Origin of the sequence: Marinobacter sp. bablab_jr003 (assembly GCF_016464245.1) — a bacterium.
Classification (GTDB): domain Bacteria; phylum Pseudomonadota; class Gammaproteobacteria; order Pseudomonadales; family Oleiphilaceae; genus Marinobacter; species Marinobacter vinifirmus.
In genome coordinates this window covers 72,305-97,153 of record NZ_JADARC010000097.1, presented here as the reverse complement: position 1 = coordinate 97,153, position 24,849 = coordinate 72,305, and the positions used below count along the sequence as shown (strand labels likewise).

The 24,849-nt window shown below is 59.0% G+C and carries 19 protein-coding genes and 1 tRNA gene; 4 read left to right on the top strand and 16 right to left on the bottom strand.

Features of this window, described 5'->3' with window-relative positions; genetic code table 11:
* Window positions 1-9 precede the first annotated feature (9 nt).
* The 7 genes from H3Z84_RS09255 to H3Z84_RS09225 all read right to left on the bottom strand — a co-directional run bounded on the left by H3Z84_RS09255 (window position 10) and on the right by H3Z84_RS09225 (window position 7,419).
* Window positions 10-846 carry a DUF2797 domain-containing protein gene (locus H3Z84_RS09255; protein WP_199457260.1) on the bottom strand — a complete coding sequence of 279 codons (837 nt, stop codon included), beginning with the start codon at window positions 844-846 and terminating at the stop codon, window positions 10-12.
* Window positions 843-1,142 carry a YeaC family protein gene (locus tag H3Z84_RS09250; RefSeq protein ID WP_022989383.1) on the bottom strand — a complete coding sequence of 100 codons (300 nt, stop codon included), beginning with the start codon at window positions 1,140-1,142 and terminating at the stop codon, window positions 843-845. Before H3Z84_RS09250 ends, H3Z84_RS09255 begins: the two co-directional genes overlap by 4 nt.
* Before the next feature lie 177 nt (window positions 1,143-1,319).
* Window positions 1,320-2,015: a rhomboid family intramembrane serine protease gene (locus H3Z84_RS09245; RefSeq protein ID WP_082640983.1), complete on the bottom strand. Its 696-nt coding sequence runs from the start codon at window positions 2,013-2,015 to the stop codon at window positions 1,320-1,322.
* Window positions 2,012-3,001: a metallophosphoesterase gene (locus H3Z84_RS09240; protein ID WP_058341169.1), complete on the bottom strand. Its 990-nt coding sequence runs from the start codon at window positions 2,999-3,001 to the stop codon at window positions 2,012-2,014. The genes H3Z84_RS09245 and H3Z84_RS09240 overlap by 4 nt, the downstream gene beginning before the upstream one ends.
* Window positions 3,002-3,003: 2 nt before the next feature.
* The gene (locus H3Z84_RS09235) at window positions 3,004-3,888 is read right to left on the bottom strand and encodes an NAD(+) kinase (protein WP_022989386.1); all 885 of its coding nucleotides are present in this window, start codon (window positions 3,886-3,888) and stop codon (window positions 3,004-3,006) included.
* Between the two features lie 83 nt (window positions 3,889-3,971).
* On the bottom strand, window positions 3,972-5,222 hold the full coding sequence (locus H3Z84_RS09230) for a DNA repair protein (RefSeq protein WP_199457259.1): 1,251 nt from the start codon (window positions 5,220-5,222) through the stop codon (window positions 3,972-3,974).
* Window positions 5,223-5,355: 133 nt separating this feature from the next.
* Complete coding sequence (locus tag H3Z84_RS09225; protein WP_022989388.1) at window positions 5,356-7,419, bottom strand: NADPH-dependent 2,4-dienoyl-CoA reductase; 2,064 nt, start codon at window positions 7,417-7,419, stop codon at window positions 5,356-5,358.
* 138 nt (window positions 7,420-7,557) lie between these two features.
* Between H3Z84_RS09225 and H3Z84_RS09220 the strand changes: the two genes are divergently transcribed.
* The gene (locus H3Z84_RS09220) at window positions 7,558-8,601 is read left to right on the top strand and encodes an AraC family transcriptional regulator (protein WP_199457258.1); all 1,044 of its coding nucleotides are present in this window, start codon (window positions 7,558-7,560) and stop codon (window positions 8,599-8,601) included.
* A gap of 52 nt (window positions 8,602-8,653) precedes the next feature.
* Here H3Z84_RS09220 and H3Z84_RS09215 read toward each other — a convergent pair.
* Window positions 8,654-8,730 (bottom strand) — tRNA-Asp (locus tag H3Z84_RS09215).
* A gap of 118 nt (window positions 8,731-8,848) precedes the next feature.
* Complete coding sequence (locus H3Z84_RS09210) at window positions 8,849-9,880, bottom strand: AraC family transcriptional regulator (RefSeq protein ID WP_036219645.1); 1,032 nt, start codon at window positions 9,878-9,880, stop codon at window positions 8,849-8,851.
* 177 nt (window positions 9,881-10,057) lie between these two features.
* On the opposite strand from H3Z84_RS09210, the gene H3Z84_RS09205 reads away from it, so the two are divergent.
* Complete coding sequence (locus H3Z84_RS09205; RefSeq protein ID WP_199457257.1) at window positions 10,058-10,930, top strand: MaoC family dehydratase; 873 nt, start codon at window positions 10,058-10,060, stop codon at window positions 10,928-10,930.
* A 4-nt stretch (window positions 10,931-10,934) separates the two neighbouring features.
* Here the strand turns inward: H3Z84_RS09205 and H3Z84_RS09200 are convergent, their stop codons facing one another.
* The 3 genes from H3Z84_RS09200 to H3Z84_RS09190 are packed head-to-tail and all read right to left on the bottom strand — an operon-like array spanning window position 10,935 to window position 15,625.
* Window positions 10,935-12,506 (bottom strand): response regulator, encoded by a 1,572-nt coding sequence (locus H3Z84_RS09200; RefSeq protein WP_199457256.1) that lies wholly within the window; start codon window positions 12,504-12,506, stop codon window positions 10,935-10,937.
* A 51-nt stretch (window positions 12,507-12,557) separates the two neighbouring features.
* Window positions 12,558-13,178 carry a response regulator FixJ gene (fixJ, locus tag H3Z84_RS09195; RefSeq protein WP_199457255.1) on the bottom strand — a complete coding sequence of 207 codons (621 nt, stop codon included), beginning with the start codon at window positions 13,176-13,178 and terminating at the stop codon, window positions 12,558-12,560.
* Window positions 13,179-13,216: 38 nt separating this feature from the next.
* A complete protein-coding gene (locus H3Z84_RS09190) occupies window positions 13,217-15,625 on the bottom strand; it encodes a Lon protease family protein (protein WP_199457254.1) in 2,409 nt (802 codons plus the stop codon).
* 236 nt (window positions 15,626-15,861) lie between these two features.
* Here H3Z84_RS09190 and H3Z84_RS09185 point away from each other — a divergent pair, with 236 nt between their 5' ends.
* Window positions 15,862-16,239: a PilZ domain-containing protein gene (locus H3Z84_RS09185; RefSeq protein ID WP_199457253.1), complete on the top strand. Its 378-nt coding sequence runs from the start codon at window positions 15,862-15,864 to the stop codon at window positions 16,237-16,239.
* A gap of 16 nt (window positions 16,240-16,255) precedes the next feature.
* Here H3Z84_RS09185 and H3Z84_RS09180 read toward each other — a convergent pair whose 3' ends face one another.
* The 4 genes from H3Z84_RS09180 to pncC all read right to left on the bottom strand — a co-directional run bounded on the left by H3Z84_RS09180 (window position 16,256) and on the right by pncC (window position 22,048).
* Window positions 16,256-19,729, bottom strand: a complete 3,474-nt coding sequence (locus tag H3Z84_RS09180; protein ID WP_199457252.1) for an EAL domain-containing protein — start codon at window positions 19,727-19,729, stop codon at window positions 16,256-16,258.
* 166 nt (window positions 19,730-19,895) lie between these two features.
* Window positions 19,896-20,357, bottom strand: coding sequence for a flavodoxin family protein (locus H3Z84_RS09175; RefSeq protein WP_199457251.1), 462 nt, complete (start codon window positions 20,355-20,357; stop codon window positions 19,896-19,898).
* A gap of 22 nt (window positions 20,358-20,379) precedes the next feature.
* Window positions 20,380-21,423 carry a recombinase RecA gene (gene recA, locus H3Z84_RS09170; protein WP_058341159.1) on the bottom strand — a complete coding sequence of 348 codons (1,044 nt, stop codon included), beginning with the start codon at window positions 21,421-21,423 and terminating at the stop codon, window positions 20,380-20,382.
* Between the two features lie 124 nt (window positions 21,424-21,547).
* On the bottom strand, window positions 21,548-22,048 hold the full coding sequence (pncC, locus tag H3Z84_RS09165) for a nicotinamide-nucleotide amidase (protein ID WP_022989401.1): 501 nt from the start codon (window positions 22,046-22,048) through the stop codon (window positions 21,548-21,550).
* Window positions 22,049-22,151: 103 nt separating this feature from the next.
* Here pncC and mutS point away from each other — a divergent pair, with 103 nt between their 5' ends.
* Window positions 22,152-24,776: a DNA mismatch repair protein MutS gene (gene mutS / locus H3Z84_RS09160; protein ID WP_199457250.1), complete on the top strand. Its 2,625-nt coding sequence runs from the start codon at window positions 22,152-22,154 to the stop codon at window positions 24,774-24,776.
* The last annotated feature ends 73 nt before the right edge of the window (window positions 24,777-24,849 follow it).

Here is a 24,849-nt window from a genome sequence, read left to right as displayed (position 1 = left end):
ATGGCGGGCTCAGTCGAGAACCCGGAACCGGACTTCATAGCCGGTAAATTTGCGGATATTGATCACCCCGGTGTCCAGCATCAGGTACTGCCCCTTGACACCTTCAAGCAGCCCTTCCACTTCCGGTGTTTTATCCAGGTTATGGGTTTTCACTTTCGCCGGCCATACCTGAACCGGATAACCCAGCCCAAGTGAGGCCTCGTCCACAATCCGGATGCTGTCTTCACCGTGCTCTGCGCGCAATTGCGCCAGGTCGTCTTCGATCAGCTCCAGGATTCTCTGGCGCTCCTGGGCCAGGTCCAGCTCCGGCACATCGCCCTTGAGCATGGCCCGCCAGTTGGTGCGATCGGCCACATGGCTCTTGCACGCCACCTCCACCAGCCCGGAAAGGTAGCGGCTGGAAACCCGCAGCATCGGGATCGCCGTCACCGCGCCCTGATCAATCCAGCGTGTAGGCACTTGCGAGCCCCGGGTAATACCCACTTTCAGGCCACTGGAATTGGCCAGGTACACCACGTGCTCCACCATGCAGTTGGCTTCGCCCCATTCCGGCTCCCGGCAGGTGCCCAGGTGAAAATGGCACTTTTCCGGGCTCATGATGCAGCTGTCACAAGCTGCCAGCTTGCGGAAGCAGGGGTAACAATAGCCCTGGTTGAAACTCTTCTTGGTGGTGCGATCGCAATGGATACAGCGGATCACGCCATCAAAATCCAGCCGGACCTTGCGCCCTACCAGATCATTCAGCGGAATGCGGGTATCGCCCACCGCCAGGGTATAGGCTACCGGGTCGCCGGCTTCGGCCGGCATCTTGCGAAGACGGCCGGTTACATCAATGGAGTCGCTCAAACCTTGACCTCTACAAACTGATCCGGATCGACATCATCGTTGCCCTGGCGATCCTTGCGGAACTGCACAGACGGGTCACAGGCGGTACCCGCCTTTTCACCCCGGTCGAGGTAGCCGACACGCTGTTCTTCCGGCACCTTGTGCTTTTCTTCGTAATAGATCACCGCTTCCAGGCTGATTTCCCGCTGCTCACGGGTCATGGCACGGCCGTCCGGCCACTTGCCCAGCTCAATCGCCTGTTTCAGATTGCGGTACACGTTCGGATCCAGCCGCTCGATCAACTCTTCGTAGGTCATTGCCCACCTCCTGAAAATTTGTTCATTGAAAAATCGGCAAATCCGTTTGACAGACGCAAATGATAACAATTATCATTAATTCACCAAATGACAGACGGTCGTATCATTTGGTCTCTCTCATCAGGAGCTAAAACGCTCTTTTTATGCCCCACCTTCCGGTGGGGCTTTTTTTTTGGTTTATCGCCAGCGCTTGCCCCGCAAGGGCGACAACGCGGCCACCAGCAACCCTGCCACAAAACCGCCCAGATGGGCTTCGTTGGCCATGCGGCCAAGGCCAAGCATTTCCGGCAACGGCGTAAAGCCGATCACCATCCACACCAGCGCAAAGGTCACCAGTGCCGGCGGGAACTGGAAACGCGGGCGCCTGCGCTGGCTCATCCAGCAGTAACCCAGAATGCCGTACACCACACCGGACAAGCCACCAAACAGCGGGCCGGACACCAGGTACTGCAGGCCATTGGACAGCAGGCTTGCCACCACAAACAGCACCGCCAGCCGGGCACGGCCGTCTATCCACTCAATCTGACTGCCCAGAAACCACAACATCACCGAGTTGAAGATGATGTGGGTCCAGCTGAAGTGCAGGAAATCCGGGGTAATCAGCCGCCACACCTGGCCACTGGCCAGGGACGCCGACAGCGCCTCCAGGCGGCCAGCCAGCGAGCTGAACACCTCCCAACTGAATGGCCGGGGATCCACAAACATCAGGTTTGCCGCCAGGGCGTTCTGGCCCATGCCGGTAAACCACACCATCACCACCGCGATCACTATGGTTGCGATCACAAACGGGGCGTGGCGAGGCGCGGGCTGCCAGCGGCCGTCCGGGGTAATCGGGTAAGACCTTTCGTTATCCACCTGCTCTCCCCGCCTCAGCGTGCCACACTGTCTTCACTGGTGGGATAATCCGGCTGTTCCGGCCGGTCTACATCCACCCAGACAAACTTGTCTTTCGACAGCACGTCTTCGCCGTCCATCCGGTACGCCACCAGCTTGCCGTACTTCACCGCACTGTAATCGATACAGGCCACATTGGTCTTCAGCGGCGCCGGCTTGCCATCCATCCAGTAATGGCCCACAAACACCGGGGGCGCATCCAGCGGATAGGTGATCAGCTGCCGGTACTCGGCATCCGTCAGCTCCATACGGGCCACTTCCGGGGGCAGCGGGTCTGGCTGGAACACCACGTCGGCGTAGGTTTTCGGATCATCGGCCCAGAACTTGGTGCGGAAGAATTCCCGTACATAACCGTCCTTGCCGGTAATCGACATGCCTTCCGGCAAGCGCAGGTCGGTTCCCCGCAGCAAGGTATCCATCACCTGCCCGGCAAACGACTCGATCGCTGCAGAGGCATGCAGGAAGTCTTCATCAATGCAGGCTCCGCCCTGGTTTTGCCTGAACTTGTCGATCAGGTCCTGGTCCCAGCACGCATGCACCACCCGGAAATCCTCATCGTCGATGAACAGCGGAATGGTATAGAACCATTCCAGGAATTCATTCCACTCATGAGGATACGCATCAAACTGCTCAAGGGTTTCCTTGATCAGCCGGTCGTGCCGCGGGTTGTGCTCCCGAAGGAACTGCTTGCCACTGCCCGGGCGGGCCCGGGTGCAGTAACCCAGCGCATTGTACTCATGGTTGCCCATGACAATACGGGCAGCGCCATGCTCCACCATATCCCGCACCAGGTGCAGGGCCTCGCGGATGCGCGGGCCGCGGTCGATAATGTCACCAATAAAAATTGCCTGCCGCTTCGGGTGCCGGTAAACCCCGTTCACCTTGCGGTAGCCCATCTGATCCAGCAGCCGCTGCAGCGTGTTAGCGCAACCGTGGATGTCGCCGATAATGTCGTAACCCGCCATACTCAACTCGCTGTAATCGTGCTTGCCCAGCCCAGCTTGTCACGGCAGGTGGCGTAGAAGTTGTGGTCGGTGGGGTGAATCAGCCGAACCTTGAAGGGCTTCTTGGTGATGCGAATGATGTCACCCGGCGCACAGGAAATGTTCATCTGGCCATCGAAACTGATCTGCGGATAGGTTTCGTTGGTCTCGCCGATCACCAGTTTGATCTCGCTCTTGCCATCCACCACGATCGGGCGACTGCTGAGGGTATGGGGGAACATGGGCACCAGCACCACGGCATCCAGCTTGGGATGCATAATCGGACCGCCGGCAGACAGTGAATAAGCCGTCGAACCGGTGGGCGTGGCTACAATCAGGCCGTCAGAGCGCTGGCTGTAAACAAAGTGGCCGTCGATAAACAGGTCGAAGCCGATCATCCGGGTAGACTTGCCCGGGTGCAGCACCACGTCGTTCAGGGCAGAGCCATAGCCAAGAGGCTGGCCGTTGCGCTCTACGTGGCCGTCCAGCAGAAACCGGGATTCTTCGATGTAGTCACCGGCCAGCACCTGGGCCAGCCGCTCTTCAAGGTCGTTGGGGGAGATATCGGTCAGAAATCCGAGGCGACCCCGGTTAACGCCCAGCAACGGAATCTTGGCCTTGGCCATTTCCCGGGCGGCACCCAGCAAACTGCCGTCACCACCGACCACAATCACCAGGTCGCAGATTTCACCCAGGAGCTTCTTGCTGGCCACCTGCAGGCCATGGCCCGGAATCATGGTCGCGGTGTCTTCTTCGATAATGACGTGGTAGTTGTTTGCGGTCAGGTACTGTTTCAGCTGGCGCAGCGACTCAACTACCTTGACGCTGCCCATGCGCCCGATAATCCCGATATTCCTGAACTGGTCCATGAAGTATCCCGTGGTGTCTGAATGAGACGAACAGACCCACAGTTTAACGAAACTCGGGCGGATACTGAAAAAACTTCGCGGGATCAGGCTTTATGCAGTTCGCAGCGGTCGTCTTTGCCGGCCTCGAAATCCGCCGGCTGGGACACTCTCATGATCGGTTCGCCGCACGCATTGCCGTCGGCACCAGCATGGTTGCACACCGGGTTTTCATAGTGGGCCAGCCACTCCCGGTAGGCGGCCTCATTCATGCCGCACTGGTCAGCGGCGTAGGCCTGGGGATTGGCAAAGTAGGTTTCGATATCATCGTACGGCAGTGTGATGTGGCCGACACCCGGGTGATAAGCCACCAGGAACACCACCTGGTTTCGCAACTGTTCCAGCAGCGAATCTTCCGGCACTTCGCGATTTCTGAGCTCCTGGTTTTCCTGTTCGAGGGCAACCAGCCTTTCCTCCCGCAGCTCAAGCTCCCGCTCCTTGCGCTCCAGCTGCTCCCTCAGCAGGACCGTTTCGGCATCCGATTTGCCGCCCTCAACGTCGGGCCCTGCGTCCGGATCGGCCGGGGTCTCTTTACCCAGCTGCTCCTGTAGCGCGAGGTATTGCTCATTACGCTCCTGCAGGCGATTCTTGAGCTGCTCCTTACTGACCCGAAGCCGTTCGTACTTCTGGTCCAGCTCGGTCATCTCCGAACGCAAAGCCTGCATCTCCAGGCGATGGTCACGCTGCAGGTCAGACACCGCATCCCGGTGCACGCTCTGCAGGGTTTTGATGCGCAGCCGTTGCTCCCGAAGCACCTGGGCCAGGCGGGCACGTTCGATATCGACACGCTCGTCGGTGGCCGCAGACGACGAATTCACCAGTACAGGGATATTTTCCTCTGCTGGCTCAGCCTGGCGGAAATGCAGGGTATTGGCTTCAACAGCCTTGCGAATCGAGTGGAAATGGTTGCTGCCCGGGGTCATATCCGGGTCCCAGAGTTCTTCGGCAAAAGCAGGGTCCGGACACTGGCTGCGACACACAAGGCGGATTGCGCCACCGCCCAGGTCGGGGCCCTTGGCACCCTTTTCCGCCAGCGCTTCGATGGGCACGTTCCAACTGCTGTCTGCGCGGCCTTCTTCGTCAAACCAGATCCGGAAGAACACCAGGGAGGCCACCGTCAGGTCAGGGTTGAGATTGACCAGCACGGCGCGTACATCGGTTTCGGCAAGGTCCGAAAGCCCAACATAGCCATCCAGAAAGGCACCAAACTCCGACCAACGCATCTGCCGGGACACCTGGCTACCATCCATCAAGAAGACAGCTGAGTTACCCTCGGCTGCCTGGGCGGCACTGACCATCAACCTTCTCCATGCTTGTAACTTGTTATTCGAACGACAGGGCCGGCCCGAGGGTTCCCTACCCCCTTGCCGGATTTCCATAGTCTAGCCAGACCGGCCCCAAAACACAGAGAAAAACTGCAACGATTTGTGATCAGATCTCCGCTGCCAGGCGGCTGCCCTGATCAATCGCCCGCTTGGCATCCAGCTCGGCGGCGACATCGGCACCACCAATCAGGTGCACCGGCAGGCCTGCGGCTTCAAGGCCTGCCTGCAGTTCGCGCAACGGCTCCTGGCCGGCACACACGATGATGGTATCCACCGGCAGCAGCTTGTCTTCGCCCTGCTCCGCGCCCTTGGGCGTAACCGTGATGTGCAGGCCTTCGTCGTCAATCTTGCGGTAAGACACACCCGGAACCATCTGCACATTGCGGTTCTTCAGAGATGTACGGTGAATCCAGCCGGTGGTCTTGCCCAGGTTCTTGCCGACCTTGGAAGCCTTGCGCTGCAGCAGGAACACCTCACGGGCCGGGGCCGGTACTTCCGGCTGTACGCCCTGAATACCACCACGATGCGCCACGGTCAGGTCGACACCCCACTCTTTCATAAAGTGTTCGGTGTTCAGGGACGGCGATTCACCCTGATGCACGATGAATTCGGACACATCAAAGCCGATACCGCCAGCACCGATTACCGCGACACGCTGGCCCACCGGCTTGCGACCCATCAGGGCATCCAGGTAGCCGATCACCTTCGGATGGTCGATACCTTCGATATCCGGGGTGCGGGGCTCGACACCGGTGGCCATAACCACTTCATCGAAGCCACCGGCTTTCAGGTCGTCTGCACTGACCCGGGTGTTCAGGCGGACATCCACGCCGTGCTTGTCGAGCATCACACGGAAATAACGCAGGGTTTCGTAGAACTCTTCCTTACCCGGAATCCGCTTGGCCACGTTGAACTGGCCGCCGATCTCGCTGCCGTCATCAAACACCGTCACCTTGTGGCCACGCTCTGCGGCTACGCTGGCAAAGGCGAGGCCTGCCGGGCCGGCACCCACCACCGCGATGGATTTGGGCTGAGCCGTTTTCACATAGGTCAGCAGGGTTTCGTTACAGGCGCGCGGGTTCACCAGGCAGGTGGTGAGCTTGCCGCTGAAGGTATGGTCCAGGCAGGCCTGGTTACAGCCGATGCAGGTGTTGATTTCCTCGGCACGGTCTTCGGCTGCTTTCAGTACCAGCTCGGCATCCGCCAGGAACGGCCGGGCCATGGAGACCATGTCGGCATCGCCTTCGGCCAGGATCTTCTCGGCCACATCCGGCATGTTGATCCGGTTGGTGGTTACCAGCGGAATGCTTACCTCGCCTTTCAGGTGGGCAGTTACCTTGGTAAAGGCACCGCGGGGTACCGAGGTGGCAATGGTAGGCACACGGGCTTCATGCCAGCCGATACCGGTATTGATAATCGTGGCGCCGGCTTTTTCGATTTCCTTGGCCAGCTGCACCACTTCTTCCCAGGTGCTGCCGTCTTCGATCAGGTCCAGCATGGACAGGCGGTACACAATGATGAAGTTCTCGCCCACCCGCTCACGCACACGGCGCACGATTTCAATCGGCAGGCGAATGCGGTTTTCATAGCTGCCACCCCACTGGTCGGTACGGTGGTTGGTGTGTTTGACGATGAACTGGTTAATAAAATAACCCTCGGAGCCCATAATCTCGACGCCGTCGTAGCCGGCGCGCTGGGCCAGGGCGGCACAGTTCACGTAGTCGTCAATCTGCTTCTGGATACCCGCTTCATCAAGTTCTTTGGGCTTGAACGGGTTGATGGGTGCCTGGATGGCAGAGGGCGCTACCAGCTCCGGAGAATAGGCATAACGGCCAGCGTGCAGGATCTGCATACAGATCTTGCCATCGGCCTCGTGCACGGCCTGGGTGATCACCTTGTGCTTGTCAGACTCTTCCTCGGTGCTCATCTTGGCCGCGTGCTGGAACACCGCGCCTTCGCTGTTGGGGCCGATGCCGCCGGTCACAATCAACCCGGCGCCGCCACGGGCACGCTCGGCATAGAATGCCGCCAGCCGGTCGAAGCCACCCTTCACTTCCTCAAGGCCCGTGTGCATGGAGCCCATCAGCGTACGGTTGCGAAGTTTGGTAAAGCCCAGGTCCAGGGGCTCAAGCAGGTGCGGGTACTTGCTGGTGCCAGGTGTTGCGGTCATTGCGGTGCTCCTCATCGGATTATCAGGCGGGATGTCGAGGCTCCCGTTGTTATGGGCCTACACTACCCAGCACCGAAGGCGCCAACAATATCCAAACCAAACATTTTATTATCTCTGGATAACAGCAATAATACCGATATGCCTGAAGCTAACACCCCAAAACATAACGCCCTCGGCGATATCAGCCTGCTGTATGCGGCAGTACTGCTGCGCGCAACCGAGGCCGAAGGCGGCAATATCGACAAACTGAAAGCCAGGTTCCGACTGGATGATGCCGCACTGGCCTCGGCTGATGCCCGCATCAGCATCCCCCGCTTTATGCGTCTTGGCCATGCTGCCATCACCGCAACCGGCAATCCCGCCCTGGGCCTGCGCATGGGCGCCCTGACCCGGCCGGTGGATGCGGGCATGGCCGGGCTGGCCGTAGAAACTGCAAATTCAGTCAGCCAGGCCTTCCGTAGCCTGATTCGCTATTCCCTGCTCACCAGCCAGAATTCCCGGGGCGAACCCTCGGTCGATGAATTCCAGCGCACCGTGCGCTTCTACTCGATCCAGCCCTACAACCCGTACAACTACTTTGTGGTGGATTCCATACTGGCGGCCTGGACCCAACTGGCCCGGCATATCACCGGCCGCTACGACGTGCTGGAAAAGGTATGGATAGAGTATCCATCCATTGGCCTGGACGACGTGTTCGAAAGCTGGTTTCGCTGCCCGGTAGAGTTCGGCGCCCGGGAAAACGCCATCCGCTTCAAGGAAAGCGTGTGGCGACAAAGCCCGTCCCAGGCCCATGAGGGCATGTACGAGAAGCTGTCAGGAGTCTGTGAACGGGAGCTGCGGCAAATCCGCAAAGGCTGGAGCGTGGCCGACCGGGTGCGCCATCTGTTAACCCCCCTGCTGCGGGGTGAAACACCTACGCTGGAAACACTGGCGGCCCGGCTGGGCACCACGGCCTGGACCCTGCAACGGCAACTGAGCGCCGAGGGTACCGGGTTCCGGCAACTGCTGGACGACACCCGCAAACAACTGGCAGAGGATTACCTGAAGGAAACCGATACATCACTGGCGGAAATTGCCTGGCTGCTGGGCTTTGCCAACCCGCCGGCCTTTCACAAGGCATACCAGCGCTGGCACGGAACAAGCCCGGGCGAACGGCGAAAACAAATCAGGTCAGATAGCTGAGAAAAAGCTGGAAATAAAAAGGGGATATCGAAAACAAGGGGGAGGAGATAAATGGCGGAGCGGACGGGACTCGAACCCGCGACCCCCGGCGTGACAGGCCGGTATTCTAACCAACTGAACTACCGCTCCGCGCGGCGTGCCTGAGCTGTCTTGCGACTGCTCTGTGACAACGAGGGCGCATTATAAAGACGCCCCCGTTTATGTCAACGCTTTTGAAGAACTTTTTTCAGATTTTCAGAAAACCGCCTTACATGGCGTCGACCATCACATCCTTGGTCTGGGCGGTTTTACGGTACTCGATCGGCGTCATGCCAGACCAGCGCTTGAACGCTCGGTAAAACGTGCTGGGTTCGGAGAAACCGGTCAGATACACGATCTCGTCGATGGACTCGTCGGTCGTTGCCAGCAGCTGTCGGGCCAGCCGGTAGCGGAAATCCGCCAGCACCTGGTTGAAACTGGTTTCAGCTTCGGTCAGCCGGGTGCGCAGGGTTCTGGGCTTGATACCCAGCCTTTCGGCCACCGCATCCAGTGTCACCTCACCGCTGTCCAGCAGCTCGGCAATAATCCGCTCCACCTGCCCTACGATGTCTTTCTTCTCGAGCCTCGCTACCTGCTCACTGGCAAAACGCTCGTGCAGGGCCAGCAGTTCCGGCTCGGCATGGGGCGAGGCATAGGACAGAATTTCCACCGGGAAGTACAGACGGTTTTCACGGGCGCCGAACACCACATCACAACCGAGCACTTCCTTTGCGTGGTCGATACCTTTTTCCCGCTCATGCTCGAACTCGATGCGGGAGGGATAAAAACGGCCATCGGTGATGGATTTGAAGAAGGTAATCAAGCCCTGCACAAAACACTCGTTGAAGTGCCGCAGCCGGCTGACTTCTTCCGAGGCTGCATCCAGCACCATGCAGGCTTCGTCGCCTTCCACAAAGAAATCGGTATTGGCCGCATCACTCAGCAGGCGCTGATAGTTCTGGGCCCGGCGAAGACCTTCGCCAAAGGTGGGGCTACTCAGGAACAGGTATTCCAGTACCTGCCCTTTGTAGGCCGGCAACAGTGGCCCCAGGTGCAGGCCAACATCTTCATCACCGGATACATCTTCAACCGCCTGCCAGAAATACAGCTGGGCATTGTGGGGAGTTCGGAGCTGATCGGTATAAACATACTGCTCGTCTACACCCAGACGGCTGAAAATAGCATTGGTATCAATGCCCTTTTTCTTCATCGCCTCATAAATCAGGCGCAGCATCACGCCCGCATCACGTAGTTCCTGCATAGAGTCCCGCTTTTTTATTTATCAGTTACCACTTTGACCCACCGGACAGGGTTCGGAGCACGCCGGGTCAATGCCACCTCTGGCCGGGTTTGCCAGACTTTCGTCGTACATTAGAGCATATCAGGCCACGCACGCACAGTTGTACCTGAAACCATTAATAATCGGGAGAAAGCCTTAATGCCGGATTCACTGGTCTACCACAGCGCACCGCCGGCCTTGCTGCCACTGTATGGCAAGGCCCTGCTGCCCAAACAACACAAGCCGGGCGAGCAAACCCGCATTCCGGACCTGCAGGCAGACCTGCTGGGGATTGCCACCAACACTCCGGCCCTGAAAACCTATCAGCGCATATGCGGGTTCAAGCCAGGCTCCCGGGCCCCCATTACCTGGCCCCACATCCTGGCGTTCCCCCTGCACCTGAAGCTGCTGACGGAAAAATCCTTTCCCCTGCCCTTGCTGGGGCTGGTGCACCTGCGCAACACCATCATCCAGCATCGCCCGGTCAGTGCCGGCGAAAACCTGGATATACAGGTAACGCTGGGCAACCAGCAGCGCACAGACAGGGGCATGGAGTTCGACCTGATTACCGAAGCCCGGGCCGCCGGCAAGCTGATCTGGGAAGAAACCAGCACCAACCTGTTCCGGATGGCCGGCCAGGGAACCTCCGGAGGCAGCAAGAATCCGCCGCAACTGGACCATTACTCGTTCTCTGAAGCCATCAAGGCGCCGGAAAGCATCGGCCGGCAATATGCGAAGGTATCCGGTGACCGCAACCCCATCCACATGCACGCCCTGAGCGCCCGGGCTTTCGGTTTTCCGCGGGCGATTGCCCATGGCATGTGGACCAAGGCCCACGCACTGGCGCTGTTGGAACAACAGGAAGGCTGGCAGTCAGGGCCGGTGAAGGTCAGCTGCCAGTTCAAGAAGCCGCTGTTCCTGCCCGGCACCGCGCAGCTGAACTGGCGCACCGGGGCAGACGGCTGGGACTATCAGATTCTGAATGCCAAGGGAGACGCGCCCCACCTTACCGGGCGCATAGACTGGCTATAAGGGGTCAGGCTTCGTCGGGGGTGCAGGGCGCGCCCTCGGCGCCTGCAATGGGCAACACAAACCAGAAACAGGCACCGTCGCCTTCCGGGCGCTGGTACCCGATATCGCCACCCTGGGCCTGCATCAGCGAGCGACAGGTAGCAAGGCCAATGCCCATGCCATCTTCCTTGGTGGTGTAGAACGGGTGGAACAGCTTGTCCTCGGCCTCTTCCGGCACACCGACACCGTGGTCACGCACCTCTACCCGAACACACTGATCGCCACAACGCCGTGCTGAAACCTCCACAGGCTGGGACGAACCGGCACTGCGGGTTGCCTCCAGGGCGTTGCGGATCAGATTCAGGGCCACCTGCTGCACCTGGATGGGGTCTGCCAGTACACCCGGCAGATCGTCGTCTACCCGCACCTCAATGCCGCCTTCGTTGTTGCGCATGTCCACCTCGGCAAACTGCCGGGTGTCTTCCAGCAACTCGGGCACCGACAATTCTTCCTTGCCAGTGGCAGGCTTTTTCATAAAGCGGCGGATGCGGCGGATAATCTCGCTGGCCCGGTGGGACTGGGCATCGATTTTATCCAGGGTTTCACCCAGCAGCTCAAGGTCCGGCTCGTCCTTGGCCATCATGCGCTTGGAAACCCGGGCGTAGTTGGAAATCGCGGTCAGCGGCTGGTTTACCTCGTGGGCGAAACCGGCGGCCATCTCGCCCATGGTGGTCAGGCGGGAGGTGTGGGCCAGCTGATCGCGCTGCTCCTGCACCAGCTCCCGGGCTTCTTCCAGGGCTTTCTCGCTTTCAAGCTCGGCGGTAATGTCGTGAAACACCACCACAGCGCCATGCAGCTCATCGCCATCAAGCTTCGGGGTGGCCCGGTATTCTGCAGGGAAGCTGCTGCCATCGACTCGCAGCATCTGGATATCCCGCTGGTGTTCGGGCACACCTTTGTTACAGGTCGCCATCACCGGCAGGCTGTCACGGCATTCGTCAGCTGTGGCAAAGTGCAGGTCAAAGAAACATTTGCCGATCAGGTCTTCTACCGGGCGGCCGGCAATCGCGGCGGCAGCCGGGTTGGCAAACTCGATCAGGCCGTTTTCGTCCAGCCCGTAGATGCCTTCGCTGATGGAATCCAGAATGCGGGTCTGGTCGCCCTGCAGTTCCCGGTTACGGGCCTGCAGCTCACGTTCGAGCCGGATAACCCGGGCATGGGTTTTCACCCGGGCGATCACTTCCAGGGACTGGAACGGCTTGGAGATGTAATCGGCCCCGCCCAGGGAAAAGCCCTTCACCTTGGCCTGCAGGTCGTCCAGGGCGGACAGGAACACCACTGCGATGTCGGCGGTTTCCGGATCGGCCTTCAGGCGCTCGCACACCTCATAGCCATCCATCTCCGGCATCATGATATCCAGCAGGATCACTTCCGGGTGGTGACGGTGGGCCAGGTCCAGTGCTTTCTCGCCTTCGTTGGCAATCAGCAGGCGGTAGCCTTTGTCTTTCAGGGTCTCGTAGAGGACTTTCAGGTTCTGCGGGTTGTCATCAACCAGCAGGACCGTCACCTCTGAGTTCTCACTGACAACTTCAGTCATACAAGCGTGGCCGGTTATAAACGTTCTGGCATGATGACCACAGCAACCGGCTTAGTCGATAAGGTCCTTTACGGACAGAACCATACGCACCAGATGTGCAAGGGAATGTGTACCCATCTTGTGCATAACCCGGGAACGGTGGATTTCCACGGTGCGCTGGCTGATCTCCAGCTCGATGGCAATCACCTTGTTGGCCTGGCCGGCAATCATGCGGTCCATGATTTCGGCTTCCCGCGGGGTCAGGCTTTTCACCCGGCGGATGATTTCCTGTTTTTCGTCCAGGGTCTTGCGCTGCTCGAGGTCCTGCTCCAGGGCCGCCTCGATCTTTTCCAGCAGGGCTTCTTCCCGGTACGGCTTCTGGATGAAGTCCACCGCGCCTTCTTTCATGGCGTCTACCGCCATCGGCACGTCGCCGTGACCGGTCACAAAGATGATGGGCAGAATCGAATGCTTTTCGTTCAGCTTCTTCTGCAGCTCCATGCCGTCCATACCCGGCATACGGATATCCAGCACAATGCAGCCGGCCATTTTATCGGAGTAGTCATTCAGAAAGGCGTTGGCGCTCTCAAAGGTCTTCACCGGCTTGCCATCGGATTTCAGCAACAACTCCAGGGAGTCGCGGACGGCTTCGTCGTCTTCTACCACGTACACAGTTTGCTGGATATCAGTCATGGATCTCTATTCTCCTGTCCGTTTTATTATGGTCCTGGTCAGTGGATGGACGGGTCTTTGTGCTCGTCCCGCGCGTGTTCCTGCCGCTCGTGTTCCCGCATTTTCTCAAGCCGCTGCTGAATAATGCCAAAAACACTCTGCCTGGGATACCGGCCTTTGTCATTCGCCTTGCCAGCGGGCTTGCCCAGCAGCAAGGTAACGGCCTCTTCCACCCGGCTTACCGGGTAAACCGCAAACTTGCCATTGCGCGCAGCTTGCACCACTTCACTGTCGAGCATCAGGTTCTGCACGTTGGTTTCCGGAATGATCACACCCTGGGTGCCGGTCAAACCGCCCTTGAGCTCGCAGGTGGCAAAGAAGCCTTCAATTTTCTCGTTCACACCGCCGATGGGCTGCACCTCGCCAAACTGGTTCACTGAACCGGTAATGGCCAGGTCCTGGCGCACCGGCACACCGGACAACGACGAGATCAGCGCCACCAGCTCCGCCAGCGATGCGCTGTCGCCGTCTACCTCACCATAGTTCTGTTCCATAGTCAGGCTGGCAGACAGGTGCATGGGGTCGTTCACCGCAAAGTAAGACGCCAGCCAGGAGCTGAGAATCATCACACCCTTGGAGTGAATGTTGCCACCCAGCTTTACGTCACGCTCGATATCCATCACGGCACCATCACCATAGTAGCAGGTTGCCGTTACCCGGTTAGACAAGCCGAACTCGAAACCGCCGGTAGACAGCACAGACAACGCATTCACCTGCCCCACGCAGGTGCCGGAGGTGGTGACCAGCGTGGTGCCGTCGCGAATGGAATCGTAGAACTGGTCACGAATGCGACTGCTGCGGTAACGGGCACTTTCCAGCGCCCGCTCCACGTGCACCTCGGTAATCAACCGGGCACCGGCCTGGCGGGCCCAGAAATCCGATTCACGCAGCAGATTGGCAATATCCGCGGCATGCAGAGATAACCGGTCCTGGTGGTCGGCCATACGGGCGCTGTGTTCGATTACCCGGGCCACCGCCCTGGTGTTGCAATGCAGCAGTTTCTTTTCCACCACCAGGCTGGCAATAAACTTGGCGTACTGCAGCTGGCTTTCCGCCGTGCGGTACATTTCATTCTCGAAGTCCGCCGTTACCCGGAACAGCTCGGCAAACTCGGAATCGTATTCCTGCAGCAGCATCCAGGTTTCGCGGTCCCCGAACAGCACAATCTTCACGTCCAGCGGCACCGATTCCGCCTCGATGGAAATCGTCCCGGAGAGGGTCAGTTCCCGCTCCAGGGAGTTGATCTGAAGGGTACGGGAGCGCAGCGCCCGCTTCAGGCCATCCCACACGAAGGGCTGCTCCAGCACCTTGATGGCATCCATCAGCAGGTAACCACCGTTGGCCTTGTGCAGGCTGCCGGGGCGAATCAGCGAGAAGTCAGTAAACACCGTGCCCTTGTAGGTGACGTTTTCCACGTAACCGAACAGATTGTGGTAGGTGGGGTTATCTTCCACCACCACGGGTACTTCGTTGCTGGTCTGGTGTACCAGCACATTCACGATGTAGCGGCGGGGTGTTTTCTTGTCCAGCGACGCATAGGCAATGGCCGCCTGTTCTTCGTCGTCTTCCAGGAATATATCCAGGTTTTCAGCCAGGTCTTTGCGCACCGCTTCCAGGTAGGCCGTTACGTCTGGCAGCTCTTTATACTTGTCTTTCAGCTCGTCAATCTGGTGGCCGGAGATGCCTTCCAGGGTTTCCTGGTTCAGGGCCTGTTGTTTCTCGGCGTATTCCTGCTCCCAGTCTGCCAGCTTGCGCAGAACCTGCCGGAGTTTCTTCTCCAGCTTGTTGATGACTTCCTCGAACTTGTCCCGCTGCTCCTGGGTGAGGGCCTGGAAGCTTTCCGCCGTGTGGGGCTCTTCGCCGTTCATAGCCACCAGCCGGTATCCGCCGGGGGTGCTGATGGTCAGGCGCACTTTCTTGCGCTTGGCCTGGTTGGCTACTTTTTCGAGTTCGTCTTCCTGCAGTTTGACGTAGTCGTTCTTCAGCTGCTCGGCGCGCTCCAGAAAACTGTCGCCCTCGAAGGTCTGGGGAATCATCTTCACCAGCCGGGCCATCAGCTTTTCCATGTCCTGCTTCAGCTGGGTGCCCTTACCCGAGGGCAGCTTCAGCAGCTTCGGATTACGGGGCTCTTCGAAATTGGCCACGTAACACCAGTCATGGCTTTGCTGTTCGGTGTCTACATGGTGCTCCAGGTAGCGCAGCATCATGGTGCGCTTGCCCAACCCGTTCCGGCCTACCGCATACACGTTGTAACCACCGTGGGGCATGGCCAGTGCGAAGCGCACGGCTTCCTGGGCACGGTTCTGGCCGACGATCTCAGCCAGCGGCTCAAGTTGCCGGGTGGTTTTGAATGGCAGCTCTTTCAGAACACAGGATTTGTAGAGTTGGTGCAGCGGCAATGACTTCAAGTTTGCTTCCCGTCGACATCGTTTTGAATGGTTTTGAACCCGCCATTGTAGTGTTTGCCAGACAGACTGTCGCCTACCGGTTCCGGTTTTATCCGATCAGGCCGGAGCAACTGCCGGGTGAGACGCCAGTCACACTTTTCATGTTGATCAATTTTCAGACAACCCGGTGCTGGCTACACTTGAGGGTCCGGATGGCTTCCGGAAACAACAAAGACAAAAAGACAGTGGATGCAGCCATGGCAAGTAAGCCCTCAGATCGCCGAATCAAGGAACGGTTTCCCGCCACCTGCCTGAGCGTACAGCTCAGCGAGCGCGGCTTCTTTGGCCGTGGCAAGAACCCGGTGGCCGTGAACTGCCTGGATATGAACCGCTACGGCATGGCGGTTCAGTGCCCCCGGCCGGTCGAACCCGGCGCCCGCCTGTACCTGCAAATCCGCGGCAAATACATAAACGAACCCCGCGTAGCGGCCCGCGTAGTCCGCTGCCAGCCATGGCGCACCGGCTTCCGGGTGAGCGTTCAGTTCAGTTACTGCCTGGACCAGAAACGCTATTCCCGGGCCGTCGACAATGCCCTGTCACGCATTGAAGGCTTTTACAGCCGCCTGGCCGGCTAGGCCACCGCATGCCCGCTTACCCGGTTTTACCAATCCACTGCACCAGATCCTCGAACAACATGGGCCGGGCAAAGTAGTAGCCCTGGAAGCTCTCGCAACCATGGCTCTTCAGGTAGCAAAACTGCTCCTGGGTTTCCACGCCTTCGGCTACCACGTTCAGCCCCATTTCCCGGGCCAGGGTGATCACACCCTTGCACACCGCCGCGTCTTTCTCGTTGGTGGTGACATTGTCCACAAAGCTGCGGTCGATCTTGATGTTGTCCACCGGCAGGTCTTTCAGGTAACTGAAACTGGAAAAACCGGTGCCAAAATCATCAATGGCCGTGGCAACCCCCATGCCGTTCAGGGCATTGAGGATCTCAATGGCGCCTTCGCTGTCTTTCATCAGGATGCCTTCGGTCAGCTCCAGTTCCAGGTGTTCCGGTGCAAGACCGGTGTCTTCCAGAATCGACCTGAGCACCGTCAGAAAGCCCGGGCGGTGGAACTGCAGCGGCGACAGGTTCACCGCCATACGGCCCTTCAGCAGCCCCATCTCAAGCAACCGCCGGGCGTCTTTACACGCCTGGGTGGTTACCCACTTGCCCAGGTGGGCAATCTGGCCGGTTTCCTCGGCTACGGGAATAAAGTCTGCGGGTGAGATAAAGCCTTTCTCCGGATGTTTCCAGCGAACCAGGGCTTCCAGACCACAGAGTTGGCCATCCCGGTCTACCTGAGGCTGGTAATTCAGGAACAGCTGACCGGTTTTGATGGCTTCCTGTAATTCATTACGCAACTCCACACGCTTGGACAGCTTGGAATCCAGGTCTTCGGAGTACACCACATAGGTATCACGCCCCTGCTGCTTGGCCTTGTACATGGCCATATCAGCCTGCTGAATCAGCTTTTCCGGCCCGGTGGACTGCTTGTCCAGCAAGCTGATGCCGATGCTGGCAGAAATATAAAGTTCATGACTGCCCACCTGATGAGGGTCCGCAATGCTATCCAGAATCCGGTTTGCCACTTCGTCAGCCTGGGCCGGGGAGGTCAGGTCAGGTAACAGCAACACAAACTCGTCGCCTCCAAAACGGGCCAGCGTATCTTCCGGCCGGGTTACCAGCTCCAACCGCCTGGCAATGCTGATCAGCAGGCCGTCCCCCACTTTGTGGCCAAGAGCATCATTGATCGGCTTGAATTCATCCAGGTCTACAAACAGCACGGCCAACTGTTGATCATTCCTCTGGGCCAGCGCCACGTCGTGAGTAAGCCGATCTTCAAACAGGCTGCGGTTACCCAACCCGGTCAACACGTCGTGAGTAGCCTGATAGGCAAGTCGGTTTTCCTGCTCTTTCTTCTCCGAGATGTCGGTCATGATGGCGGTAAAGTGGGTAACCCGGTCATCGTCATCTTTCACTGGTGCCAGCGCGACATGGTTCCAGAACGGCGTTTCGTCCCGACGATAGCTTTTCAAGGTGACACTGGCTGCACGCCCAAACCGAACCGCGGTCCAGATAGCGTCCATATCGCTCTCTTCGGTTTCCGGGCCGGTGAGCTGCTTTACCGGCGCTCCGATCACTTCCTCGTGGGAATATCCCGTGATGGCCGTGAACGCAGAGTTCACGAACACCACCGGCATGTGGCTTTCCCGCACATCAACCACCACCACAGCGTTCTCGCTGGACTCCAGGCTGCGCTGCAGAATCCTCTGGTTTTCCTGTGCCTGGTGCCGGTCGGTTACATCCTTCACCAAGGCAAAGACACCCACTACCCCTGCATCCACCATAATCGGAACAAACGCACATTCATAGTTCCTGCGTTTGCCCAGGGCGTTCAGAAAGGCCACTTCAAAGGTCTGAGGATGGCCTGCCACGGTATTCTGAAAGGCCGTATCAAACACAACAAAGTCGGCCTCATCCATAGCGCCGTGAGTCAGAACATCCTGGTAACGGGCAACCCCCAGATCCCGGTTGGTAAACCCCACGATCTTCTGGGCTACCGGGTTAACCGCCTGGTAAACCCCTTCGCGGTCGAAGGCAAACACTGCATCCGGCGACTGAGAGAACAACGACCGGAAGCGTTGCTCTGCCACGTTGATTTCCCTGGCCTGCCGTTTCTGCAAGCCCAACAGGCTGCGCCCCATAATCAGCATGTAACTCATCAACAGCCCGAAACCAAACAGTGCCGGCGGCAGCATTCCCCGCAGAGAAAGTACCGATGCCGGGCCAGCCGTGGCACTGAGCACAAGGTCCGGGCCGTTGGGAATGTTTACTGGCACATGCTCGTAAACCTCATGTTCCAGGTGATGAAGTGCAATAGCTCGCTCCACAGCCGGGCTGTCCGCTCCCTCAAGCCGGATCTCGAAATCGTAATAGTCCCTGGATGATTCAAGCGCCAGCAACTCCGCCACATCAAATACCGCGAGGAAATACGCACCCGAACCCAGGTCTGGCCGCACCAGGGCGATCGCCGAAAACGGCTTAGCCGGGTCCGGGAATATCCAGGCGCTGGCCAACCGTTCGTCGCGCGCTTTGCGAACCCAACCCAACACTTCCGGGTTGACGGTCTGATCCATCACCCACAGCAGATCCTCAGGGTTACGGCTCCGCCGCCACACCGGAGACCGACCATCCCGGAACAGCATCAGAGACTTCAGGGCAGGCGTGTCTTTGAAGTACCAGCGCATTTCGGTTTGCTCGAGAGCTTCAGGCACTTCAAAGCCCAGCGACGCCCAACGGTTGGCCAGCCGATCAATCAACGCAACAGAAGACTGCAACTCCAGTTTTAACTCACTGGCGTAGTACTGAATGGTAGAGCGGGCAATGTGGTGTCGCTCTTCATGGGTGCCCCAACTGGCAATGACCGACAACACAAACGTGCCAAATACGCCAGCCACCCCAGCAACTACGCCGTCTCGCCGCAGCATGAACGGCTTATTGGGATTGCGCTGGGCCAGGATAATCAACGCGATGCCAAACCCCAGGCAAAACAACCCGGCAATCAGCGAAAAACCTTCAACCAGACCGCCCGGATCACCCAACAGGCCCCGGCGGACATTCTCCAGCACCGCATAGGAGCCAATGGCCAAGCCAAAACAACCCGCCAGCAAGGCATACAACCGCCCTGCTGCCCCGCGCAGCCCGATGAGAGATACGCTGGCCAGCACCAGCACGGCGACTGCCGGCAAGATCTTCAGTCGAGGCTGCCCACTGAGCAGCGACACCGCTGAGCCGTCCCCGCTATCCAGTAGGTTGTGGCCCAGACTGTATGCACCCAGGCCCACCAGCATTATCCCGAACGCGAGTTGCCAGAGGCGCTTTCGAAAGAAAATAGCAGTCATTGCCCCTGCACCGGCAATAATCGCCAGCGCCCCCTCTGCCGTAAGCATCAGGCTCTGAGGCATCGGCACCATCGGGAAGGCTGTGATAATTAATGCCAGGACGCCGGCCTGAAGGCCGCACAGAAAGAGAATCAGTAAGCAGGCCTGGAGCCTGAGGTCGCGAGTTGGCTGTGGCATGAAAAAACTTTGTTGTCGCCCGGAAGTAAGGAGAAATTAACAAGTTACTAGCACCTGAATACTAGCAGTTGATTTTAGCCAATTCCGTTGTTTCCTTGTTACCGAATAGCCCTCCTCGCCTATCGGCGGTGGCCAGCACCAATTAAACGCCGTTGCGCCGGGGTTTTCAGATAATTCCGGCATCCAGGCTGGCCGCCACAAACAGCCCCAGCTCTTCACACTGGTCGGCAAATTCGGGCTGGTAGTCACCCCGGCACAGCAGGGGCTCCTGGATGAGCTTCCAGCGCAAGCCAGTGGTGATGCTGTCTATGGCGCGGCGTGTGCCGGTGCCGTCGTGGCCGGCGCGGATATAGAAGGTAAAAGGCAGGCCCTGGGTTCTTTCCAGGCAGGGGTAATAGCTACGGTCAAAGAAGTCTTTGAGGGCACCCGACATATAGCCGAGGTTTTCAGTGGTGCCAAGGATGATGGCATCGCAGGCGAGGACATCTTCGGGGCCGGCTTCGAGCGGCGCTTTCACCACCACTTCCACCGCTTCAATATCCGGGTTACGGGCGCCCTTTTCCACGGACTCCCGTAACCGCAGGGTATTGGGAGACGGTGCATGGGCTACTATCAACAGTCGCTTCATGTAACGCCTCCCGGGGTCTTACTTAGAGCAATTCACCGTTCGCTTCCACCGGCGCTTCTGCCGCTTCTTTCTTCACCGGCTTGGGCATCAGCTTGTCACGAACCTTGGCTTCGATTTCGTTGGCGATGTCCATATTCTCTTCCAGGAACTTGCAGGCATTGGCCTTGCCCTGGCCGATCTTGTCGCCGTTGTAGGCGTACCAGGCACCGGATTTGTCGACGAAGCCTTCTTTCACACCCATGTCCAGAACTTCGGCCATGTGGTAGATGCCCTTGCCGTACATGATCTGGAACTCGGCCTGCTTGAACGGCGGAGACACCTTGTTCTTGACAACTTTTACGCGGGTTTCATTACCTACCACTTCGTCGCCGTCCTTCACCGCACCGATGCGGCGGATGTCCAGGCGTACGGAAGAGTAGAATTTCAGGGCGTTACCGCCGGTGGTGGTCTCGGGGCTGCCGAACATCACACCGATCTTCATACGAATCTGGTTGATGAACACCATCAGGCAGTTGGCGTGCTTCACATTACCGGTCAGCTTACGCAGCGCCTGGGACATCAAACGGGCCTGCAGGCCTACGTGGCTGTCGCCCATTTCGCCTTCAATTTCCGCTTTCGGAGTCAGGGCCGCTACCGAGTCGACGATGATGACGTCGATGGCATTGGAGCGTACCAGCATATCCGCGATTTCCAGGGCCTGCTCGCCGGTGTCCGGCTGGGAGACCAGCAGGTCGTCGACGTTTACGCCCAGTTTTTCAGCGTAGATAGGGTCCAGTGCGTGCTCGGCGTCGATGAAGGCACAGGTTTTGCCGGCTTTCTGCGCTTCGGCGATCACTTGCAGGGTCAGGGTGGTTTTACCGGAGCTTTCCGGGCCGTAGATCTCTACAATCCGGCCATACGGCAAGCCACCAATACCCAGGGCCACGTCCAGCCCCAGGGAGCCGGTGGATACCGCAGGAATGGCTTCACGGGGCTGGTCGCCCATTTTCATCACGGCGCCCTTGCCGAACTGGCGTTCAATCTGGCCCAGTGCTGCGCTGAGTGCTTTCTTGCGGTTGTCTTCCATTGTTACCTGCCCCTCACTATTCGATATGACGACACCGGAGGTGTATCCAGTGTTTTCCTGTATATTTGAACAGTATTAAAACATAAGCCTTGGCACAGACCAACCCCTGCCGGGGTGAAAAACATCACAGTGTTTTCAGAAACTCCGTAACCCCTTGCAACACATACAAAACCGATTGCCGGCGTACCTGTTCCCGGTCGCCGTCAAAGTGCTGAACACGGGTTTGTGTGTTGTCCGGGCCGGTACCCCAGGCAAACCATACCGTGCCTACCGGCTTTTCCTCGCTGCCGCCGCCGGGGCCGGCAACGCCGCTGATGGCCACGGCCACATCCACACCGGTGGCGCGAACCGCACCGGCCACCATCTGGCGGACCACCGGTTCGCTGACAGCGCCGTGCTCGGCCAGCACCTTTTCTTCTACGCCCAGAATGGCCTGTTTGGCCTCATTGCTGTAGGTCACCAACCCGGCCATCACATAGGCAGAGGAACCCGCCCTGTCTGTCAGCACCTTAGCCACCCAGCCACCGGTGCAGCTTTCGGCGGTGGCCATGGTTCTGCCCTGCTGTATCAACAAGTCTCCCAGCGCATTGCCGGCGGTTTCCAGTTGCTGATCGGTTGCTTGCATAGCCTTCTCCAAGATCCTGTTGCCAAACCCTTCGTTTCATCCCGGGCGTTATTTTCTTACAATCCCCGCTTTGACCCAAACGCACGATCAACCGGACGCTTCCATGCCTGCAACCCAGACCGATCTTTCCAAGCATACCCCCATGATGCAGCAGTACCTGAAGATCAAGCGGGAGCACCCGAACGAGCTGGTGTTCTACCGCATGGGTGACTTCTACGAGCTGTTTTACGACGATGCCAAGAAAGCGGCCGAGTTGCTGGACATTACCCTGACCGCCCGGGGACAGTCCGGCGGCAACCCTATTCCCATGGCCGGCGTGCCTTTCCACGCCGCTGAAGGCTACATTGCCCGCATGGTGCGCGCGGGTCAATCCATTGCCATCGCCGAACAGATTGGCGATCCGGCCACCAGCAAGGGGCCGGTGGAACGAAAAGTGGTGCGCATTGTTACCCCCGGCACTCTCAGCGATGAAGCCTTCCTGGAAGACCGCCGTGACAACCTGCTGGCCGCGATTTTCAGCCATAAAGAGCAGTTCGGCTTTGCCTCGCTGGATATTTCCAGTGGTCGCTTTGCGGTATCTGAACTGGACAGCCTGGAAGCCCTGCAGGGCGAACTGCAGCGCTTGCGCCCGGCCGAGATCCTGATCAGCGAAGACTTCCCTTTCGGTGACCTGCTGGAAGGCTTCACCGGTGTGCGCCGGCAAGGCCCCTGGCTGTTCGAGCTGGACTCGGCCCGCCGTGTGATTACCCAGCAGTTGCAGGTGCGTGACCTCACCGGTTTTGGCTGCGAAGACCTGCACCTGGCGATTTGTGCCGCCGGCTGCCTGCTGCAGTACGCCCGGGAAACCCAGCGCACCGCCCTGCCCCACATTCGCAACCTGACCCGGGAACGCCGGGAAGACGCGGTAATCCTGGATGCCGCCAGCCGCCGTAACCTGGAAATCGACACCAACCTGATGGGCGGCCAGCAATACACCCTGGCCTGGGTGATGGACCGCACGGCCACCGCCATGGGTGCCCGGGAATTGCGCCGCTGGCTGAACCGCCCGCTGCGGAATGTGGAAGTGGTTCAGCAACGCCAGCAGTCAGTCTCGGCCCTGCTGGACGGTTTTCACTATGAACCGGTGCACGACCTGCTCAAGCGTGTGGGCGACATCGAACGGATCCTGGCCCGGGTAGCCCTGCGCTCTGCCCGGCCCCGGGACCTGGCCCGCCTGCGGGATGCTTTCCAGACCCTGCCAGAGCTTCAGGAAGCCCTGAAGCCGGTTAATTCCAGCCATGTAGCCCAGCTGGCCGGAACCATTGGCGAATACCCGGAGCTTGCTGACTTGCTGGAGCGGGCCATTATCGAAAACCCGCCGGTGGTAATCCGCGAGGGCGGCGTGATCGCCGAGGGCTTCGATGCTGAGCTGGACGAGCTGCGCAACATCAGCGAGAACGCCGGCCAGTATCTGCTGGATGTGGAAACCCGGGAGCGGGAGCGTACCGGCATCTCTACCCTGAAAGTGGGCTACAACCGGGTGCACGGCTATTACATTGAAATCAGCAGGGCCCAGTCTGCCCAGGCGCCAGTGGATTACATCCGTCGCCAGACCCTGAAAAACGCCGAGCGCTTCATTACGCCCGAGCTGAAAGAATTCGAAGACAAGGCCCTGAGTGCCAAGAGCCGCGCCCTGGCCCGGGAAAAAGGCCTGTATGACGACGTTCTGGAAACCGTGGCCGAACAACTGGCGCCGCTGCAGGATGCCGCCCAGGCCCTGGCTGAGCTGGATGTACTGAGTAACTTTGCCGAGCGCGCCACCAGCCTGCGCTTTACCGCACCGGAGTTTACTGACCAACCCGGTTTTGATGTGGAAGAAGGTCGCCATCCGGTGGTGGAGCAACTGCTGGACGAGCCTTTTGTGCCCAACAACCTGCTGATGGACGCAAAACGCCGGATGCTGGTGATTACCGGCCCGAACATGGGCGGTAAGTCCACCTACATGCGTCAGGCCGCCCTGATTGCCCTGCTGGCTTACACCGGCAGCTTCGTGCCTGCCAACCGGGCGGTGCTGGGGCCGGTAGACCGGATTTTCACCCGCATGGGCTCTTCCGACGACATCGCCGGTGGCCGCTCTACGTTCATGGTGGAGATGACCGAAACCGCCAACATCCTGCACAACGCCACCGAACACAGCCTGGTGCTGATGGACGAAGTAGGCCGTGGCACCAGCACCTTCGACGGCCTGTCCCTGGCGTGGGCCACGGCAGAGCACCTGGCGAAGGACATTCGCTGCTACACCCTGTTTGCCACCCACTACTTCGAGCTGACGCAACTGGCGGATGACCTGGAACATGCGGTGAACGTGCACCTGACCGCCACCGAGCATGATGATTCCATCGTGTTCCTGCACAATGTGCATGACGGCCCCGCCAGCCAGAGCTATGGCTTGCAGGTGGCCAAGCTTGCCGGCGTGCCGCAGGATGTTATCCGTAACGCCAAGGCCCAGCTGGCACACCTGGAAGGCAGTGCCAGCCCGTCAGCGCCGGCCCCGGAGCATGTGCATGAACCGGCACCGAAAGCCGTCAAACAACCGGCCAGCGCGGAAACGGTTTATCAGGGTGATATGTTCGCCATGGCGGAGCCAAGCGCGGTGGAAGAGGCCTTGCAGCAGCTGGATGTTGATGGCCTGTCGCCCCGGGAGGCCCTGAACCAGCTGTATGAACTGCGGGCATTATTGAAGAAATAACAGAAAACTGGGCCAAACTTGATCTGTGTAATAAGGTTATAGCAGCCCAATGCTTGCGGCTACGGGGGCCGCT

What these genes read in the sequence shown, in the direction of transcription:
- H3Z84_RS09250 (WP_022989383.1), bottom strand. Translation starts at nt 1,142, where the DNA reads ATGACCTACGAAGAGTTGATCGAGCGGCTGGATCCGAACGTGTACCGC.
- H3Z84_RS09240 (WP_058341169.1), bottom strand. Translation starts at nt 3,001, where the DNA reads ATGGCGGGTTACGACATTATCGGCGACATCCACGGTTGCGCTAACACG.
- H3Z84_RS09235 (WP_022989386.1), bottom strand. Translation starts at nt 3,888, where the DNA reads ATGGACCAGTTCAGGAATATCGGGATTATCGGGCGCATGGGCAGCGTC.
- H3Z84_RS09230 (WP_199457259.1), bottom strand. Translation starts at nt 5,222, where the DNA reads ATGGTCAGTGCCGCCCAGGCAGCCGAGGGTAACTCAGCTGTCTTCTTG.
- H3Z84_RS09225 (WP_022989388.1), bottom strand. Translation starts at nt 7,419, where the DNA reads ATGACCGCAACACCTGGCACCAGCAAGTACCCGCACCTGCTTGAGCCC.
- H3Z84_RS09220 (WP_199457258.1), top strand. Translation starts at nt 7,558, where the DNA reads ATGCCTGAAGCTAACACCCCAAAACATAACGCCCTCGGCGATATCAGC.
- H3Z84_RS09210 (WP_036219645.1), bottom strand. Translation starts at nt 9,880, where the DNA reads ATGCAGGAACTACGTGATGCGGGCGTGATGCTGCGCCTGATTTATGAG.
- H3Z84_RS09205 (WP_199457257.1), top strand. Translation starts at nt 10,058, where the DNA reads ATGCCGGATTCACTGGTCTACCACAGCGCACCGCCGGCCTTGCTGCCA.
- H3Z84_RS09200 (WP_199457256.1), bottom strand. Translation starts at nt 12,506, where the DNA reads ATGACTGAAGTTGTCAGTGAGAACTCAGAGGTGACGGTCCTGCTGGTT.
- fixJ (WP_199457255.1), bottom strand. Translation starts at nt 13,178, where the DNA reads ATGACTGATATCCAGCAAACTGTGTACGTGGTAGAAGACGACGAAGCC.
- H3Z84_RS09185 (WP_199457253.1), top strand. Translation starts at nt 15,862, where the DNA reads ATGGCAAGTAAGCCCTCAGATCGCCGAATCAAGGAACGGTTTCCCGCC.
- H3Z84_RS09180 (WP_199457252.1), bottom strand. Translation starts at nt 19,729, where the DNA reads ATGCCACAGCCAACTCGCGACCTCAGGCTCCAGGCCTGCTTACTGATT.
- H3Z84_RS09175 (WP_199457251.1), bottom strand. Translation starts at nt 20,357, where the DNA reads ATGAAGCGACTGTTGATAGTAGCCCATGCACCGTCTCCCAATACCCTG.
- recA (WP_058341159.1), bottom strand. Translation starts at nt 21,423, where the DNA reads ATGGAAGACAACCGCAAGAAAGCACTCAGCGCAGCACTGGGCCAGATT.
- pncC (WP_022989401.1), bottom strand. Translation starts at nt 22,048, where the DNA reads ATGCAAGCAACCGATCAGCAACTGGAAACCGCCGGCAATGCGCTGGGA.
- mutS (WP_199457250.1), top strand. Translation starts at nt 22,152, where the DNA reads ATGCCTGCAACCCAGACCGATCTTTCCAAGCATACCCCCATGATGCAG.